The 15,447-nt window shown below is 41.2% G+C and carries 17 protein-coding genes and 1 tRNA gene; 9 read left to right on the forward strand and 9 right to left on the reverse strand.

Annotated elements, in window-relative coordinates:
* Window positions 1–45: 45 nt before the first annotated feature.
* The 7 genes from VL121_RS19110 (at window position 46) to VL121_RS19140 (ending at window position 5,306) form a co-directional block, all read left to right on the forward strand.
* On the forward strand, window positions 46–1,050 hold the full coding sequence (locus VL121_RS19110; protein ID WP_325408213.1) for a DUF6371 domain-containing protein: 1,005 nt from the start codon (window positions 46–48) through the stop codon (window positions 1,048–1,050).
* On the forward strand, window positions 1,047–1,565 hold the full coding sequence (locus VL121_RS19115; RefSeq protein WP_325408214.1) for a hypothetical protein: 519 nt from the start codon (window positions 1,047–1,049) through the stop codon (window positions 1,563–1,565). Before VL121_RS19110 ends, VL121_RS19115 begins: the two co-directional genes overlap by 4 nt.
* Before the next feature lie 73 nt (window positions 1,566–1,638).
* Window positions 1,639–2,115 carry a hypothetical protein gene (locus VL121_RS19120; protein ID WP_325408215.1) on the forward strand — a complete coding sequence of 159 codons (477 nt, stop codon included), beginning with the start codon at window positions 1,639–1,641 and terminating at the stop codon, window positions 2,113–2,115.
* A 5-nt stretch (window positions 2,116–2,120) separates the two neighbouring features.
* The gene (locus VL121_RS19125; protein ID WP_325408216.1) at window positions 2,121–2,564 is read left to right on the forward strand and encodes a hypothetical protein; all 444 of its coding nucleotides are present in this window, start codon (window positions 2,121–2,123) and stop codon (window positions 2,562–2,564) included.
* On the forward strand, window positions 2,561–2,812 hold the full coding sequence (locus tag VL121_RS19130) for a hypothetical protein (RefSeq protein WP_325408217.1): 252 nt from the start codon (window positions 2,561–2,563) through the stop codon (window positions 2,810–2,812). Before VL121_RS19125 ends, VL121_RS19130 begins: the two co-directional genes overlap by 4 nt.
* A complete protein-coding gene (locus VL121_RS19135; protein ID WP_325408218.1) occupies window positions 2,784–3,062 on the forward strand; it encodes a hypothetical protein in 279 nt (92 codons plus the stop codon). The genes VL121_RS19130 and VL121_RS19135 overlap by 29 nt, the downstream gene beginning before the upstream one ends.
* Before the next feature lie 333 nt (window positions 3,063–3,395).
* The gene (locus VL121_RS19140) at window positions 3,396–5,306 is read left to right on the forward strand and encodes a hypothetical protein (protein WP_325408219.1); all 1,911 of its coding nucleotides are present in this window, start codon (window positions 3,396–3,398) and stop codon (window positions 5,304–5,306) included.
* A 338-nt stretch (window positions 5,307–5,644) separates the two neighbouring features.
* Here the strand turns inward: VL121_RS19140 and VL121_RS19145 are convergent, their stop codons facing one another.
* The 3 genes from VL121_RS19145 to VL121_RS19155 form a co-directional block, all read right to left on the reverse strand.
* A complete protein-coding gene (locus VL121_RS19145) occupies window positions 5,645–6,124 on the reverse strand; it encodes a hypothetical protein (RefSeq protein WP_325408220.1) in 480 nt (159 codons plus the stop codon).
* A gap of 47 nt (window positions 6,125–6,171) precedes the next feature.
* Window positions 6,172–6,681 (reverse strand): hypothetical protein, encoded by a 510-nt coding sequence (locus tag VL121_RS19150; RefSeq protein ID WP_325408221.1) that lies wholly within the window; start codon window positions 6,679–6,681, stop codon window positions 6,172–6,174.
* A gap of 163 nt (window positions 6,682–6,844) precedes the next feature.
* Entirely contained in the window at window positions 6,845–7,018 is a 174-nt protein-coding gene (locus VL121_RS19155; RefSeq protein ID WP_325408222.1) for a hypothetical protein, read from the reverse strand.
* A gap of 98 nt (window positions 7,019–7,116) precedes the next feature.
* On the opposite strand from VL121_RS19155, the gene VL121_RS19160 reads away from it, so the two are divergent.
* A complete protein-coding gene (locus tag VL121_RS19160; RefSeq protein WP_325408223.1) occupies window positions 7,117–7,326 on the forward strand; it encodes a hypothetical protein in 210 nt (69 codons plus the stop codon).
* Window positions 7,327–7,413: 87 nt separating this feature from the next.
* Here VL121_RS19160 and VL121_RS19165 read toward each other — a convergent pair whose 3' ends face one another.
* The 5 genes from VL121_RS19165 to VL121_RS19185 form a co-directional block, all read right to left on the reverse strand.
* Window positions 7,414–8,016, reverse strand: coding sequence for a DUF4468 domain-containing protein (locus VL121_RS19165; protein ID WP_325408224.1), 603 nt, complete (start codon window positions 8,014–8,016; stop codon window positions 7,414–7,416).
* A gap of 256 nt (window positions 8,017–8,272) precedes the next feature.
* Window positions 8,273–8,848 carry a hypothetical protein gene (locus VL121_RS19170; protein WP_325408225.1) on the reverse strand — a complete coding sequence of 192 codons (576 nt, stop codon included), beginning with the start codon at window positions 8,846–8,848 and terminating at the stop codon, window positions 8,273–8,275.
* Window positions 8,849–8,997: 149 nt separating this feature from the next.
* Complete coding sequence (locus tag VL121_RS19175; protein WP_325408226.1) at window positions 8,998–9,339, reverse strand: hypothetical protein; 342 nt, start codon at window positions 9,337–9,339, stop codon at window positions 8,998–9,000.
* Window positions 9,340–9,791: 452 nt separating this feature from the next.
* Window positions 9,792–9,865: transfer RNA gene (locus tag VL121_RS19180), tRNA-Pro, on the reverse strand.
* 54 nt (window positions 9,866–9,919) lie between these two features.
* Entirely contained in the window at window positions 9,920–12,994 is a 3,075-nt protein-coding gene (locus VL121_RS19185; RefSeq protein ID WP_325408227.1) for an AsmA-like C-terminal region-containing protein, read from the reverse strand.
* A gap of 79 nt (window positions 12,995–13,073) precedes the next feature.
* On the opposite strand from VL121_RS19185, the gene VL121_RS19190 reads away from it, so the two are divergent.
* Entirely contained in the window at window positions 13,074–13,676 is a 603-nt protein-coding gene (locus tag VL121_RS19190) for an RNA methyltransferase (RefSeq protein ID WP_325408228.1), read from the forward strand.
* 853 nt (window positions 13,677–14,529) lie between these two features.
* On the opposite strand, the gene VL121_RS19195 is transcribed toward VL121_RS19190, so the two are convergent.
* Entirely contained in the window at window positions 14,530–15,402 is an 873-nt protein-coding gene (locus VL121_RS19195) for a hypothetical protein (RefSeq protein ID WP_325408229.1), read from the reverse strand.
* Window positions 15,403–15,447 lie beyond the last annotated feature (45 nt).

The raw sequence follows: 15,447 nt of genomic DNA on the forward strand, positions 1-15,447 counted from the left end.
ATGCACAAGTACTGAAAATTAAAAATTGCACCTAAAAAAAGAAAAATGGTAACAGAAAAAACATATCGCTTTTCACTTGATAAATCGAGCCGAAAATTAAAGTGTCCGCACTGTGGTCAAAAAACATATGTCCCGTACATGGATAATGAAACGGGGGCAATATTATCTGATGAGGTTGGGCGGTGTGATCGGGAGAACAATTGCGGGTACCATCACACCCCGGCGCAATACTTCAAGGATAATGGAATAGAAAGTACTCCCGTTGAGAAAAAGGAAATCGCAGCAGAGCCACCAAAGCCAATTGATTACATTTCGCTTGACCTGGTACAGAAAAGCATGAACGGGCACGAACAAAGCAATTTTGCCCAATATGTTATCCGCCTATTTGGTGCAGAGGTCGGAAATAAGTTGCTACTTAAATATTTTGTAGGTAGAGCCAAAGCAGACCAGGGTAAAGGGAATATATTTTGGCGGATTGATGCTAAAGGCATGGCCAGAACTGGTAAGATCATGGTTTACCACGAAAACGGGAAAAGAAATAAAGAAGTGAACCCCGTATGGGCGCACAACGCATTAAGGCCGTTTAATCATCATTTATGCTTTTTCGGAGAGCATATTATCGCTGAATTCCCAAATAAAACAATTGCAATTACTGAATCGGAGAAAACAGCAATAATAGCCAGCGTCTTTTTCCCGCAATACAACTGGCTGGCCACCGGCGGCGCATCGGATTGTAAATGGAGGGAGTACAGTGTTTTTAAAGTACTGGAAAATAGGAATGTGATACTATTTCCTGATTTCGGATACTACAATAAACGCACAGAGCGCACCTGTTACCAGGAATGGAAGGACAGGGCAGAAACAATCATGCAACGCATTAAATGCAATATTTCAGTTTCCAGGGTTTTGGAAAATAATTTACCGGAATCAGAAAGGGCAAATGATTATGATTTGGCAGACCTACTTATAAAAACGGATGAAACCGGAATTGCGGTAACAGATGCAGGATACCCGGTAATATGGGATTATGTAAATAAAGAATTCGCATGAACTGGCAGAAACAAATGAAAGAATTAAAGTACAGCCACCTGGAACGCACAGCGCCGGCATTCTTTGCTGCAAGTGGTGGCAGGTCAATGAAACTGAAACCGTACAACGATAAAACGGCAAACGGGTTAACCAGATGTATTATTGACTTTCTCACATTCTCCGGATGGCAAGCAGAGCGGATAAGCAATACCGGCAGAATGATTGACCGCAGGCATACGGTTACAGATGTATTAGGGCGCAAAAAGCAAATTGGTAGTATGGAATGGGCGAAGGGAACCGGAACAGCAGGAACGGCAGATATAAGCGCTACAATAGCCGGACGGTCCGTAAAGATTGAAGTTAAAATAGGTAGGGACCGGCAGAGCACAGCGCAAAGCAGTTATCAAAAGAAAATAGAAGCATCCGGCGGGCTTTATGTCATCGCCACAAATATGCAGGACTTTATAAAATGGTATTATTTAAATTTTAAAACAGAAACATATAAACAAAGTACAATTTCCGAACGACCTTTTTAATGCGGGTTTCCTGCACGCCTCACAGAGAACAAACCATGATTACCCTTTATCACACTCAACGAAGATAACAGACGTGGGAAGGTGGATTGAAGGCAATTTAACCAGGACAGAAGCCATTAACCCGGATTGGAACAGCTATTCCCTGAAATGCCTGTATAAAGACGCTACAGGGCAGGAATTGACCAATGGAGAGTTTATAGCAGCAATGATAACTACCGGCTTCACTTACACCCGTTCGGGATTGAACGGGCTGTTTAATGTAGCCGGGGAATCTGTACGGCGGGTGGAGGGAAAAGCTTACTTGACTCTTACAGTAAAAATAGTCAAGGGCAGCGCATGGCTTCCGTCTGTCACGAAGTTTAACGCGCTGGGTATATCAAGCAAAGAGAGCTTAATTAAAGCCTTTACAAAGGGGCAGCAGACGGGTAAACCATTTACCTATAGTTACCTAAGAAATGCCGCGGAAGGGCTGTTTATTCGCTTCCTGCAAGATGATAAGGGTAAAACAATTGAAGCGGAAGCATTTCCAATTAATGAACTATATAAATGAAGATAATGGCACGACCTACCAAGTATGATATAAAATTTAATGAGCAGGTGGAACGACTTGCAATGTTGGGCGCTACGGATAAACAGATTGCTAATTTTTTTGAGGTAGCTGAATCAACACTAAATCTGTGGAAACAAGAATACCCGGAGTTTTCGGAGTCCCTAAAAAGGGGGAAGCTATTAGCTGATACCAAAGTGGCGGCAAGTCTTTTCAAAAAGGCAGTGGGATTTACCCGTAAAGCGGTTAAGATCTTTAATGCAAATGGCAAGCCGCTTGTAGTACCATATACTGAATTCTACCCTCCGGACACTACGGCGCAAATATTCTGGTTAAAAAACAGGCAAAAAGAAATCTGGCGGGATAAACAAAGCATTGAACTCGACTACGAAAAATTAAGCGATGAAGACCTGGATAAAATTATTGATGGCATTTTAAATAGGAAACAATGAAAACACGCGCAGAAAAATTATCATGGATACGAAAAGTTAAGGAGGATGGGATAACAGAAAACGAATTGTTTTTTGCTTCCCTGAAATTGGATAAATGTACCACGGACGAATTGAACTGGATACTGTCTGTGCTTAAAAATACAGGAAAACAATCCTTCACCATTGATAGTATTACCGAGGAACACAAATCAGCTTTCGAACAGTTTAAACTAAACTACAATGCCAGAAACCCTAAAAAGCAGGAGTGAAAAAGTAGAGTTTATCCGCAAAGTGAAATCAGGCGCATACACGCCGGATGAAATATGGTTTGCAACCGTTGACTTTGATAAGCTTACTGTATCTGAATTAAGGCTACTGGATGACATCTTAGTAAAGGAAGATAGCAAACGCATTACTATACCCGATGAATATCGAGAGCAATTTGAACAACTAAAAAAAGATTATGAACAACGCAACAATTCCGAAAACAAGATGCGGGAAGATAAAGCTTCTCAATGATCTGAAGTCCGGCAAAATAACTATCGCAGATATTGCCGGGGATAGCTTCACAATCTGGACTAACGAAGGCGACAATTACACCAATAACAAAACAGGAGAAGTGTTGAGCCGCATTCAGTTTGAGGCGCAAACCCTAAAGGGAACGCACATTGTTATGGTCCCTGCAGAGGGCTGTGAGCCGCTCAAAGATTTGTAGAAAAAATTAGTTTATTGAACTAACTTTGTAAAATCTATTGATATCATATACACTATCTCACTTCATTTCTCCCAATCCATTCTAATCATACTTATCGCTTCTTGCAAGTATCAGTAATTGATAAAATAAATATTCATATGGATGAAGGTCTTAAAATACGGGTTGGCGCTGATCTTCGGGATGTAACAAAATCCCTTTCAGATTTAAAATCTGACTTTCGATCATTAAGTAAAGAGATTGAAGGAACCACGGACGGCAAGCAGCTTCTTTCACTAAATAAGAGGCTGGAAGAAACGGCAAGAACAATGCAGGCCATTAAGGCTGCTGGTAAAGTTGGTTTTGATGATTTCGGGCAGAAAATAACAAGTGCGACCAGTAGCCTAAAGAATATACCATCATCCGCTAACGGGGCTACATTAGCCTTAACTGATCTTGGAAGGATAGCACAAGACGCCCCTTTTGGTTTCATTGCCATACAGAATAACCTAAACCCGCTAATAGAATCCTTTGGGCGATTAAAAGCGCAAACAGGATCAACGGGCGGCGCTATAAAGGCGCTGCTTGGTTCATTGACCGGAGCGGGTGGATTAGGTGTCGCTCTGTCTTTACTTTCATCCGGTCTGCTATTTGCCCAAATGGGCATGAGTGCATGGACGCGCGGGTTTGGTAAGACAAAAGCGGAAGCCAAATCTTTATCCGACACTATAAAAGAATTAATTAAACCTATTGGTGATATTGGGCTGGCTGCGGAAGGTTCTGCACAGGGTGAGATAGCCAGGGTAGGTGCATTGGTTCGCGTTATAAGAGATCAGAACGCAGCACGCGCAACGCAGGTTCGGGCGCTTGAAGAACTGAAGAGAATAAATAAAAGCTATTTCGGTGATTTGAAACTTGAAGAAACCAGCCTTGCAAAATTAACGCAACTACAGAATGACTATACTAAAGCTATTGTAGCTAATGCTATTTTAAAAAATCTGGAAAGTGAAATAGGAAAGGTTGGCGCTGAACTATACAAGCAGAACAAAGCAATCAGCGACAATGAGAAGAAACAAATTGATTTAAGACGGCAAATAGAGGCTACAAATAAAGCGCAAATAGAAGCCGATTCAAAAGCAGGTGCGCGAACATTCTTTCTTAATGATCAGTCAAGGGCAATCACAGATATAAGTGTAGCGCTATCCAAACAGAGAAAAGAAATATCTCCACTTGAAGAGCAATTTAATGCCTTAAAAAATAGCATACAGGAAATAACATTAACAACACTAAACTTTAAGGGGCTAACCGAAGCGAAGGAAAAGATAAAAAAAGAATCAAAATTTAAACTAATCGGGCCTGAAATCGAAATTCCAGTTTCATTCGGTGGCAAACAAATCTTTAGCGAATCAGTTAAAGAGATGTACGATGCCTTTAAGAATTTCAAAACATACTTTGAAAAGAATGATGATTTAAAAATTGAGGTACCACTTACGATTGACCCCATAGGTGGCAATTTTGATAAATTTTTTACCGAGGATATGAGGACATCCATTAAACAATCAGATGAACAATTAAAGGCATTCGAAAAACAGCTTGGCGATATTGGACGGTTTGTTGGCGGGCCGCTTTCAGACACGTTTGCCAACCTCTTTCGTACGATCGCAACAGACGGCAAGTTGTCAATGAAACAAGTTGGGCAGGCAGCACAACAATTAGTTGTTGATCTAATTGCAGCAGCTATTAAAGCGGCTGTATTGGCGGTTATATTAAAAGCATTTGGCAATAAAGGCGGTGCTATTGGCTCATTCGGCAGCTTATTTCAAAGTTTGCTAACTGGCAGCAAAGTAACCAATATGGCAACCGGCGGTATAGTTCCGGCGGGTTTTGAAAATGATACATTCCCTGCTCGGCTTTCATCCAGAGAAGCAGTTATTCCGCTCGACAGATTAGATAACATGATTGGTGGGCGTGGTGATAGCGGGCCAATGGTTGCCAGGCTGCAGGGTGCTGGTCCCGATCTTATATTATACCTCGAACGTCAAAGGCGCTCACAATCGCGGTCATTCGGCTAAATAAGAACTTCCTTCAATTCCATATGTTTCAGATTTAAAACAACCCCCGGCTATTCCTGGCTGGGGGTTTGTGTTAGAAATCCGACATTTCCGACATAAAAAAGCCCGGAATTACTCCCAGGCTTAAATAAAATGTGTACCCCCCTGCAATTCATTCGCGATTTCGTTGTAATTCGGAAACAATATCCTTAACTCCACGTATGATACAGTAAAGGTCTTGATTCTCGCCTTCTCGGTCTTTTATGCCTAAGATGTCTGTAAATGCCTCGTCCAAGATGCTAAAAACATCTTCCTTATGCATATCCAATAATGGGAGAACATTGGAGGTAACGCTTATTTCAATTGTTTTCATTGCTAATGGCTTTAAGGTTCTCGTTTTCTAATTCATAGTATACATTATACAGCGCAGATAATTGGGCTGCCCTAAATAGAAAGTTTGTTTTTCTGATCATCCCTGCCGCAACATCAGTATCATAGTTAAATTCAATTATGCATGCTGTAGCTGCATCCAGAGAATATTTTGCCGCTTTATTAAGAATGTCAGGATTCAAATACTCAAAAACGGTTTCGGCTCCTTTTTGCAGCATACCTACCAACTGTTTTGCTGATTTGCCGGCAAGGGTTTTAAAGACCATTTCCTTTGATATCACATCAAAAGCGAATGCTACATCTTTCGCCAACCCGGCATCCGTATGGTAATAACATATATTATGGTATGTATCCATAAAAAAACTAAGCGCAACGGTGGGGGTGCTAAATGTTTCAATAAAAAATTCGGCAAGCTCTTTTTCCAGACAGGTAATTTTTTCATTTTCCATTGTTGTTGATTATAATGTTTTAAAATAACTTCATAAACAAGTTACCCTTACGCGGCAGGCACATTAATGCTTTTATTATCGTATTGCCTTATTGATTGGTTTAGCTTCTCATTTTCAACCCCATCATTCCCTAACAGCATCGTAACCCTCGACATAGCCCAATAACGATTATGCATCTCTTCATCTATGTCATCAGGTATACCCGAATCAACCATCAAAAATATTTCTGCCGCATAGGCCCGCTGTATGAGGTTGTAAAATTCTTCATCCGAATAATCAATTCCAATAAGATTAAGCGTTGTGGCAAAGCTGTACTCATTATCCCAATTATCTGTAGCATCCAGCATGATTTTTAAAAAAAAATAACCGCTTTTTCTTCTGAGTTTCAAATCGTGTTTGTCGTCAGTTCTAAATTTGTCGTCGAATAATTCTAAAGCAAATTGCGCGTTCAGGATAAACCGGACAAACTCCAATGGATTCCCAAATGTGTTTTTAATGATTTTTACCGCTGATAAACTTAGTTCGTGTTCTTTTTTAATTTGTTCTGTACTTTTCATGTTGATAAATTAAATAGTGAAGTAATACGGGTTTGATCATAAACGGGCGTGGATTGGGAGGGGTTCGCCATCGTGGCGAACGTTTTGGTAATAACAGCAAGTTCTCCGCGCGTGGAAGATTGGCTGTTAATTAATGTTAACCTTTTGGCTTAACTAAAGGGAGTTACTTCAGGGACCGCTTTTTACTCTTAGGCGTGGGCTTGTACTTAGCTACCTTAACGAAAGCCGGGCGGTCTTGCCCCCCTGTCCAGGGTTTGTAGCTTTTGTCAACAGGACTATTCAACGCGTAAATGAGTTCCACATAACGCATTTTCTGCTGAAGATTGGAGGTGATCATGATTGTTTGTTTGATAAGTGATACAAATTGTTACACTAAGGTAATAAAGATTATTAAATAATGAAACAAATTGTTACATTTATTTTTATCTTTGGTTTATGACATTAGAAGAAGCCTTTATTGATTTTACAGAATCGGAAGAATTCAAGGAGATTGCCAAGAAAAAGGATTCTTTTGGCAGCAAGTACAGAATTTACCTAAACCGGTTCCGCAGGGGTGAACTAAAGTCCGGCGCAATTGTGGAACTGCTGATGGCAAACGGCTATGAAATAAGAGCTAACAAGGTTGTGAAGAAAGCAAGAAAATAGTATATTTAAAAATGCGCACACCTTAACGATGATTCGCCCGTCAATGTTGAAGTGTGGGGAATAATCCAACTACCAAGAATTATTTATTTAAAAATCAAAATCCCCCTTCTTATTAAGCGCCGTCTCTAAAGAGTGCATCATGTCCCCAATCCTATTATTAACCGCAATATCCCTGTTTTGATAGTTGTTGAACCGTACCCGCTCTTCTATAGTATCATCCTTTTGGATAGCTGTAATACTATTTAACATAGCCCATTCCGCTTTCAGGTCGCCCAATCCGGCAGCGGTCGCCTCTTCCAGCATGGGGATCTGAATCCCATCAACAACAATTCTGCACTTATTATCTTTCAAAAATATTTTTAAATTAAAATCAGCGCTCCCATCAACTTTAAACTTTTCTATACTTCTCCTTTTGCCCCTTCCTTTTATTCCGTCCTTTACTACAGTATACTTTATATTCCCCTTGCAAACAATAAGCCCGCTTTCTTTATCGTCTGCATCAATAACCCGGATGCTTGATCTAAAAATATCCGCAATCCAAACTTTTGCTTTGGTATACAATTCATCTTTTGTGCCGTTCACTTCATAAACAGAATCATATATTATATCTTTCGCCTCTTGGTTAAAAGGTATTTTCTGCCCCATCACCAGCACCGGAAGTAGCATTATTATTACTATTATCTTTCTCATACTTGGCTTTTTATAATTAAAGATTATTGCGTCCGTAATCCGATTGTTTATCCCATCCTGCCCGGTATGCATCAAATGTTATCTCACCTCTATTGTATCGCTCTTGCAATTCTAATTGCTTATCATTAGGCTTCACATCCGGAATACTACTCTTTGTAATTACCGGCGCTCCTGCGTCCTTCCTGGCTTCCCTGATTCCGTTTCTTACCGCAGCTTTGATAAATACCCCGACACCATATCGAACCCCTTCTGTGCTTTATTTTTTCTTTCTCTGCACCACATCTGCAATCAAAAATTCAAATGTTTTAGAATGATATACCCCTCTTAAGTAATAAGGGAAATAAAACACCGTCTTTTGCCCCTTCATACTCAATATCTTCTTCTTTGTCTTTTTGCCTCCGTTGTCTGAAATGGGGTATGTGTAAATAGGCAGAAGTATTCTTTTGCCGGAAGAGATAATATACTTTATATTTTCAGTCGGTATAAGTCCATCCACAAGTTTTGATTTGGGGGGTATGGTTGTAGGTGGCTGTGTTTCTGTTACCTTGTTTTCTCCGGTTTCATAATGTACGATCCTTTTAGCTTCACCATTGACTGAAATACTAAGTTCATCCCAATTGATCCGGATACCATCTTCGAGTTTATTATATGTCTCAAATTCGATGTACCGGGGTTTGAACTGAAATGATAAGGACATAGTATCGTTTTCGTAAAACAGCCTGGTTGAGGGTGTAGGCTTCTCTAATCTAATATCATAAGAGTAATACCGGGTGGTGCTGCATGAACAAATAATTGTCACGATAAGAGGTGCAATCAATGCGATTTTTCTCATACTGTGGGGGTTTAGGTAGCCCAATATAACAAAAAAGCCCGAAGTGGCTACTCCGGGCAAATAAGCTAACTTGAAAAACACCGATACTAATTTAGTGTCTTATTTTTACAATTACAATGCCTTTATAAACACGGTACCATTAGCGGCGTTCAGGAAGATATTGAACCGCAGTTTAAGGATAAAACCCGTCTAAAGCCGTTTATATCTTCCTCTAACCCAGCCGTAAAAGCTTTCCAGTAAGTATCCCTGCTGTCGGCATGTATAATCTTAAAATGACAGTCGAGAAAATGATGTTGAAGTATTAGATTCAATAAAACCCTATGATCAGTATCTCTTTCATTATTCTTAAGAGTGCTTGAGGTTACTAATCCTCGCATATTGTTTAAGATGAGTTTTATCTGGCAAACTTTTTCTTGAGTGTCAGGAAAACCGATGTCCAAGATTTGACCGCGTGAAGAAAGAATTTGATTTAAGGCGTCTTTAGGTTGCATAATAAGTATGTTTTAAATAACAAAGCTATAGATGTTGTGGCGAATCCTAATTTTTTATCTTTCCGTTGGTTGCCGTACCTTTGCACTCTGAAACGCATACGGCGCCCCGTTTTCACTCCTATTTCAAAGCCCGTTCCGTGGGTCCATTATCATTAACTTGAGCAAGTTTAACAGTATTCCCATGCTCATATAATTGCTCGGAACAAGAATATAACCGGCGGAGGTCCCGAGCGGATTCGAACCAATGAACCGAACACAATGGACCAGGGTTCGACTCCCTGCAGCTCCCGTAGGAAAATCCCGACCTGTGTTGGCAGCCGGGCAACTTCGTAACCAGTTATCTTAAGCTTGTCCTACGCTTAGAGCTATTGGATTTGCTACATAATCTGCTACATAAACGAAATAAAAAAACCGCAAACCCAACATAGTAACGGATTTGCGGAAGTTATAAGTCGGGATGACAGGATTCGAACCTGCGGCCTCGTCGTCCCGAACGACGCACGCTACCGGGCTGCGCTACATCCCGAATGATTTTCCGGTGCAGCAAAAATATTGTGAAATTATTGTACGGGCAAATTCATTATTCTTTCTTAGTAGTATCTTTCACGGGTTTCTTTTTAAGCAGGTCTTTCAGCGTATTTTTTACCGCCTGTTCAGCGTTCTTTTTGGTATTCTCTAATGGCTTCCCGGAGTCGGCACTATCTTTTTTACCGCCCAGTAATTGTTTGGTAACTTCTTCCTTCAGGTCTTTGATCACTTCATTTTTTATGGCTTTGGCCGAATCCTGTAGGGTTTTTTTCGCGCTGTCTATTTTCTGCTGCGCAAAATCTGCTGCCTGCTGCTTCATATCGGCAACGGCATCGCCGGCCGCTTCTTTAAGATCAGTTTTAATTTGCGGATTGCTGATGGTGCCGCCCATTTTAATGTTCAGGTTAATGTAATCGCTGAGCTTAACCGGAATACCTTTACTGCCTGCCTGCTGCGCCAGGTTATTGATCAGGGCATTGCCCTGCGTGCCTATCAGGCTGCGCGGCAGCTTCATGCCAATGGCATAGTTGATGGATTGATCTAACCCGTGCATGCCGCCTATTTCCATATCAATATCTTTTACCTTTACATGAAAGGGCTGCACCAGCACTTTGCCGTTGGCAAACTCAAAATGGGTTTTAATGTCTTTCAGCGTTAGTCCGTTCAATTCGGTAACATTCAATGTTTGGGCTACTTTTTCCAAAGGAGCGAATTTCTTTAACACGCCCTCTAACAGCAACAGGTTACCCTTGCCTGTTAGTGTGCTTACTACAGGGCTCATATCGCTCCCCAATTTACCATTCAATGTTAACTGTGAGCTAATGACTCCTGAAATGAATTTTCCTATGGGCATTAACTGCTGAACGGTATTGAAGGCGTAGAATGTCTTTTCTACGCTCAGTTCCTTCACATCATAGGCTAAGGAAATTGCCGGGTGCTTTTTATCGGTTTTAGTAGAGTATGAGCCATTCAAACCGATTTTCCCGTCCAAAGCGTTCATCTCCAGGTTTTTTAGCGATACGGTTTCATCTTTAATGGCTACGGTACCTTTCAGGTTATAGTAACTGGTTTTATCGTATATGAGCTCATCTATAGCGGCCTGCAAAGTAAAGGCAACATTTCCGGGAACGGCAAACGGTTCAGATGATGTGGCGCCGGCTCCGGCAGCGCTGCCGGTTGTTGCAGCAGCCGTTTCCGTGCCCATAAAGCCGTTCAGGTTTAGCTTATCGGCATGCACCTGTAAAGCGCCTGCAACAGGCTCATCTTTCAGCGCGTATCCTATAGCGTTATCAATAGCGCCGCTGGCAGTAATATGCGCCTTAAGGTACTCTGCCTTCAGACTGTTGAGCGTAATATTTTTGGGGTTGAAGGTTAAAGCGGCACTACTGATATTGATACCCGTGGGGTAATCTTTACTGGCATATTGCATATCTGCAACGTTCAGCGTACCCGAAAGATTGATCCTGTCATACGCCTCTTTATCAATATCCGTTTTATTGCCCTTGAAAGCGATATTGGCGGAAAGCAGTCCTGATAATGTTGTACCCGGTTCAAAGCTGGTGAACTGTGCCGCATTGGCCAGGTTGAATTTACCCTTTGCATTACCATCGAAATACAGCGCGGTAGCAGGGTTTTTGATCAGCACATTAAAATCAATGGGATCGTTTCCTATTTCTATATGCGCGGCAGGTACATGAATAACCGTATGATCTGCCACGCCATCCGGGTTGTCGAATTTTACCTGGATATTACTGTTACGAACAGGCTGCGGAAAATCGCCGGAGGAATAATTGAGATTAGTAACAGTAATAAATCCGTTGGCACTGAAAGGTCCGGGCTTTTGTTGGGTAATTACCGCCACATTTCCCTTAGCCGTGGCGTCTGCGTCTAAAAGCCCCGATAGCTTGGTATCACCACTTAGCTTTACAAACTGGGTAACCTGCGCCAGGTTTAATTTACCTTTTATCCACGCATCTATATACTGATCGGTAACCGGTTTTTTTAATAGCAGCTTAAAGTCAAAAGGATCATTGCCAAATTCTATATGTCCTTTAGAGAGATCTACCACGGTATTATCGGTAACGCCATCAGGATTATCTACCTTTAAGGCTATCGCAATATTCTTTACGGGTTGGGGCAAATCGGGATACTGGAAAAACCCATCCTCAATATTCAGGTTAATATGGTAAGCCGGCATTTTTACCGCGTTGTATTTGCCTTTTACAAAACCATTAAATATAGCTTTACCACTGGTTTTAATTTTTTCAAAATCATTTTTATAAATAGCAGGCACTAATGACAACAGGGTTTTGAACTCAGTGGAAGGGGCGTTGAATTGGATGTCCATTCCATACGTGGTATCGTTTACAAACTGGAAATAACCTTCAGCCGAAAGCTTCAGATCGTTTAACGCAATATCATCTGTTTTGAATGTGTATGTATCGTTCCTGTTATCTACCTGTATATCGGCATCTAATGTGGTCTTAGTGTTAATTAAATAAGGGATTTTGGTGTAGGTAAAAGAAACCGATTCGGCCGATGTAGTTGTTTTTAATGTAAAAAGATCAGCGGTAAAATCGCCGCTGCCGGAATGATCAAGGTGAAATATTTCACTGCTCATATCGCCCGGAATATCAATATAGCTAATATAACCATCCTTAATGGCGTATTTTTTTAGCTGAATATTGAAACTGCTTTCTGCTTCCGGTGATGCCGCAGCGGCAGTATCGGGTACGGTAATGTTCCAGTTAGCTTTGCCGTCTTTATTAACGATGGCATGTATACGGGGCTTATCAATGGTAATGGAATATATCTTCATTTGGTCGCCACCAAAAAGGCTCATCAGGTTCAGCGCCACATCAATTTGTTTGGCGGCGATCAGGGTATCCTCCAAAAAATCACCTGTACCTGTTACCTGAAGCGCTTCCAGGCCAACAGCGAGGCGGGGGAAATGCCGGAACAGGGAAATGTCAATATCTTTAAAGTCAACATTCGCGTTCACATTTTTATTGATCTCTGTTTTGGCTATCTGCATGATTTTGCCTTTGAATGCAAACGGAAGGATAAAAGCAACAGCAATCAGAACTATCAGGATAATACCTGTTATTTTTGCGATTTTTTTTAACATAACCTGTCTCCTGTCTTTTTAAATAAGTTAAAGCCCGAAAATAACTATTTATATTTCAGGCTGTTCTAAATTTACAAATATGACGCCAGAAAGATATCAGCGGCTGCTGCACGTGCTCAATAAACGTCAAAACAATCTTGCTGTTGTGCTGGAAAATGTTTTTGATCCGCATAATATATCCGCTGTAATGCGCAGTTGCGATGCGGTGGGTATACAGGACGTATATGTGCTGAACAGTAAAATACCCCGGCATAAAAAATGGGGGGCGAAAAGTTCATCCAGCGCGGCCAAATGGCTTAGCATACACCAGTTTACGGATGTGCAAACCTGTTTTGATGAGCTGAGAAAGCGCTATGATAAAATATTAACTACACATTTAAGCAGCGATGCAGTGGAAATATACGATATAGATTTTACACAATCTCTTGCATTGGTTTTTGGTAATGAACATGCAGGCGTAAGTGAAGAAATAAGAGCGCTGGCGGATGGCAATTTTATTATTCCGCAGGCGGGTATTATAAAGTCCTTAAATATTTCAGTAGCCTGCGCGGTTACCATTTATGAGGCCTACCGGCAAAAGAGCAGGGCTGGTCATTATGATCGGCCGGCTTTACCGGAGCTGCGCTTTAATACTTTATTAAAAGAATGGGGTGTAATGCCGGGAGACGTAAAGGAAGAATAAAAGCAACAGAAAATGGAAAAAAGATTAAGGTTATGAGGGGGTCAGTTTAATCAACAGCGATTATTCATCGCTATACCATTTTCTGTTGCCGGATGTTGCAATGCTTTAAACGGACGGTTAAAACACATTGCTGGTCTTCGTTAGGGTGTTGGATCGGGTGCTTTTGGTTAAGCATGGTTTTTTACAGGATAAAGTAAAGTGTTCATCACGGATATCGGATCTGTTTGGATTATTGGATTCAGGATACTGGATTCGGATCATTGGATTTGTTACACAAAGAAACGCCGCTCCAGGTTGCTAAAAAATAGTGCTTGATACTATTGATCAGTCATTCTTCTTCTACAGCAGGGGAGAATTACGATACAGGAACGGTAAGGCTTTCCCCTTAGCATACGGTATACCGTATAATTTTATGCATAAATGTATATGGTACAGTTATTTTCATATATACCACAATTGAGTCCTGTACGTATTTTCATCACACTCCGGTAAATCTACGTGAAACGGTCATCCACTCAATAACAGCTACAGCACACTAAAAATAACCGCATTTTACATTTAATTGATATAAGATAACGGGAAAGCACCAAGAACCAAATGACAAATCCGAAATCCGAAACGAAATGCAACCAGAAACCATAAACAATAAATTACAAATCGGAAAACCTGAAGCCGGGAATCCGAAATCCGAAGAAGGCGGTCAGCCATGAGCAACAAGAGGAAGATACATGCTATCCTTAAGCCATACCCACCTGAGAGCTGATACCTGATCTGACCTTCACAACTCCTAAAGCAAAAGACCTTCATTGCTGAAGGTCCTTACTGATTATAAATAGCCCCAAAACTAACTTACTTAATTATTCCCTGCATTCCGGGTAGCCCTGCCACCCTGTCCAAATTGGCCCCGCATTTCTTTTAAAGGCTTAATATCAAATCCCTTCGGAATTTCAAAAATCTTATCATCTATAGCAGGGTCAAGTGCTACTTTGGTTACTTCCATACGCATTTCAAAGCCATTCGGCCGTTTTACTTCGTAACCCATCACAAAACCGTCAATCTTATCTAATCCTGTAATGCCAAAGCCACCGCCGCTCTGTCCGCGCATTCCCCTGCCAAAACCGCCACCGCCGGTATTGCCCGCCATAGGATAGCCGGGAGGCATTTTAAAATCGGGTGTGTACCATACAATGGTTTCATTTATCGCGCCCTGCCTGGTTTTTGTTTGTATGATCGCTTTTTTACAGGTATATCCCGCAATTTTTTTGGTTTCATTGCTGTTAATGATTTCGGCTTCCGGTGCTTTGCTGTTATTCGGGTTGTTTGCCTGTTGCCCGCGTGCCTGCCTTATCGAATCCATCCGCTGCCGCATAGCCGCTTCATCTTCTTCGGTGCTGTAAAAACCTGTTTTACGCCCCATCGCTTCTGTGAGCGTAGTGGTTTTCTTATTCTTTTTGTCAATGATTACCGTAGTATTTCCAAAATCACTTACACTATAGGTTTTAATCATATCACCTTTAAAGTACACCGTGTTTTTACTTTCCATGCCTCCGGCTCCGCCAAAACCAGTGTTGCCATCTTCATCGCTATCTGCGTTCCTGTTTATATTCTGAGGAAAAGTGATAGCTGTTTTTGATTCTACAATAGCACGCTCAACAGTTTTTTGCTGTGCAAAACCCGTAATAGTATAACCTGTAAATAAAAAGAAGAGTGCAGATAGCCTTTTCATACGAAAAGATTGTTAGTCAAAGCTACAACCTAAATGCTGCGAGCT

The organism is Agriterribacter sp. (genome assembly GCF_035497235.1).
Classification (GTDB): domain Bacteria; phylum Bacteroidota; class Bacteroidia; order Chitinophagales; family Chitinophagaceae; genus Agriterribacter.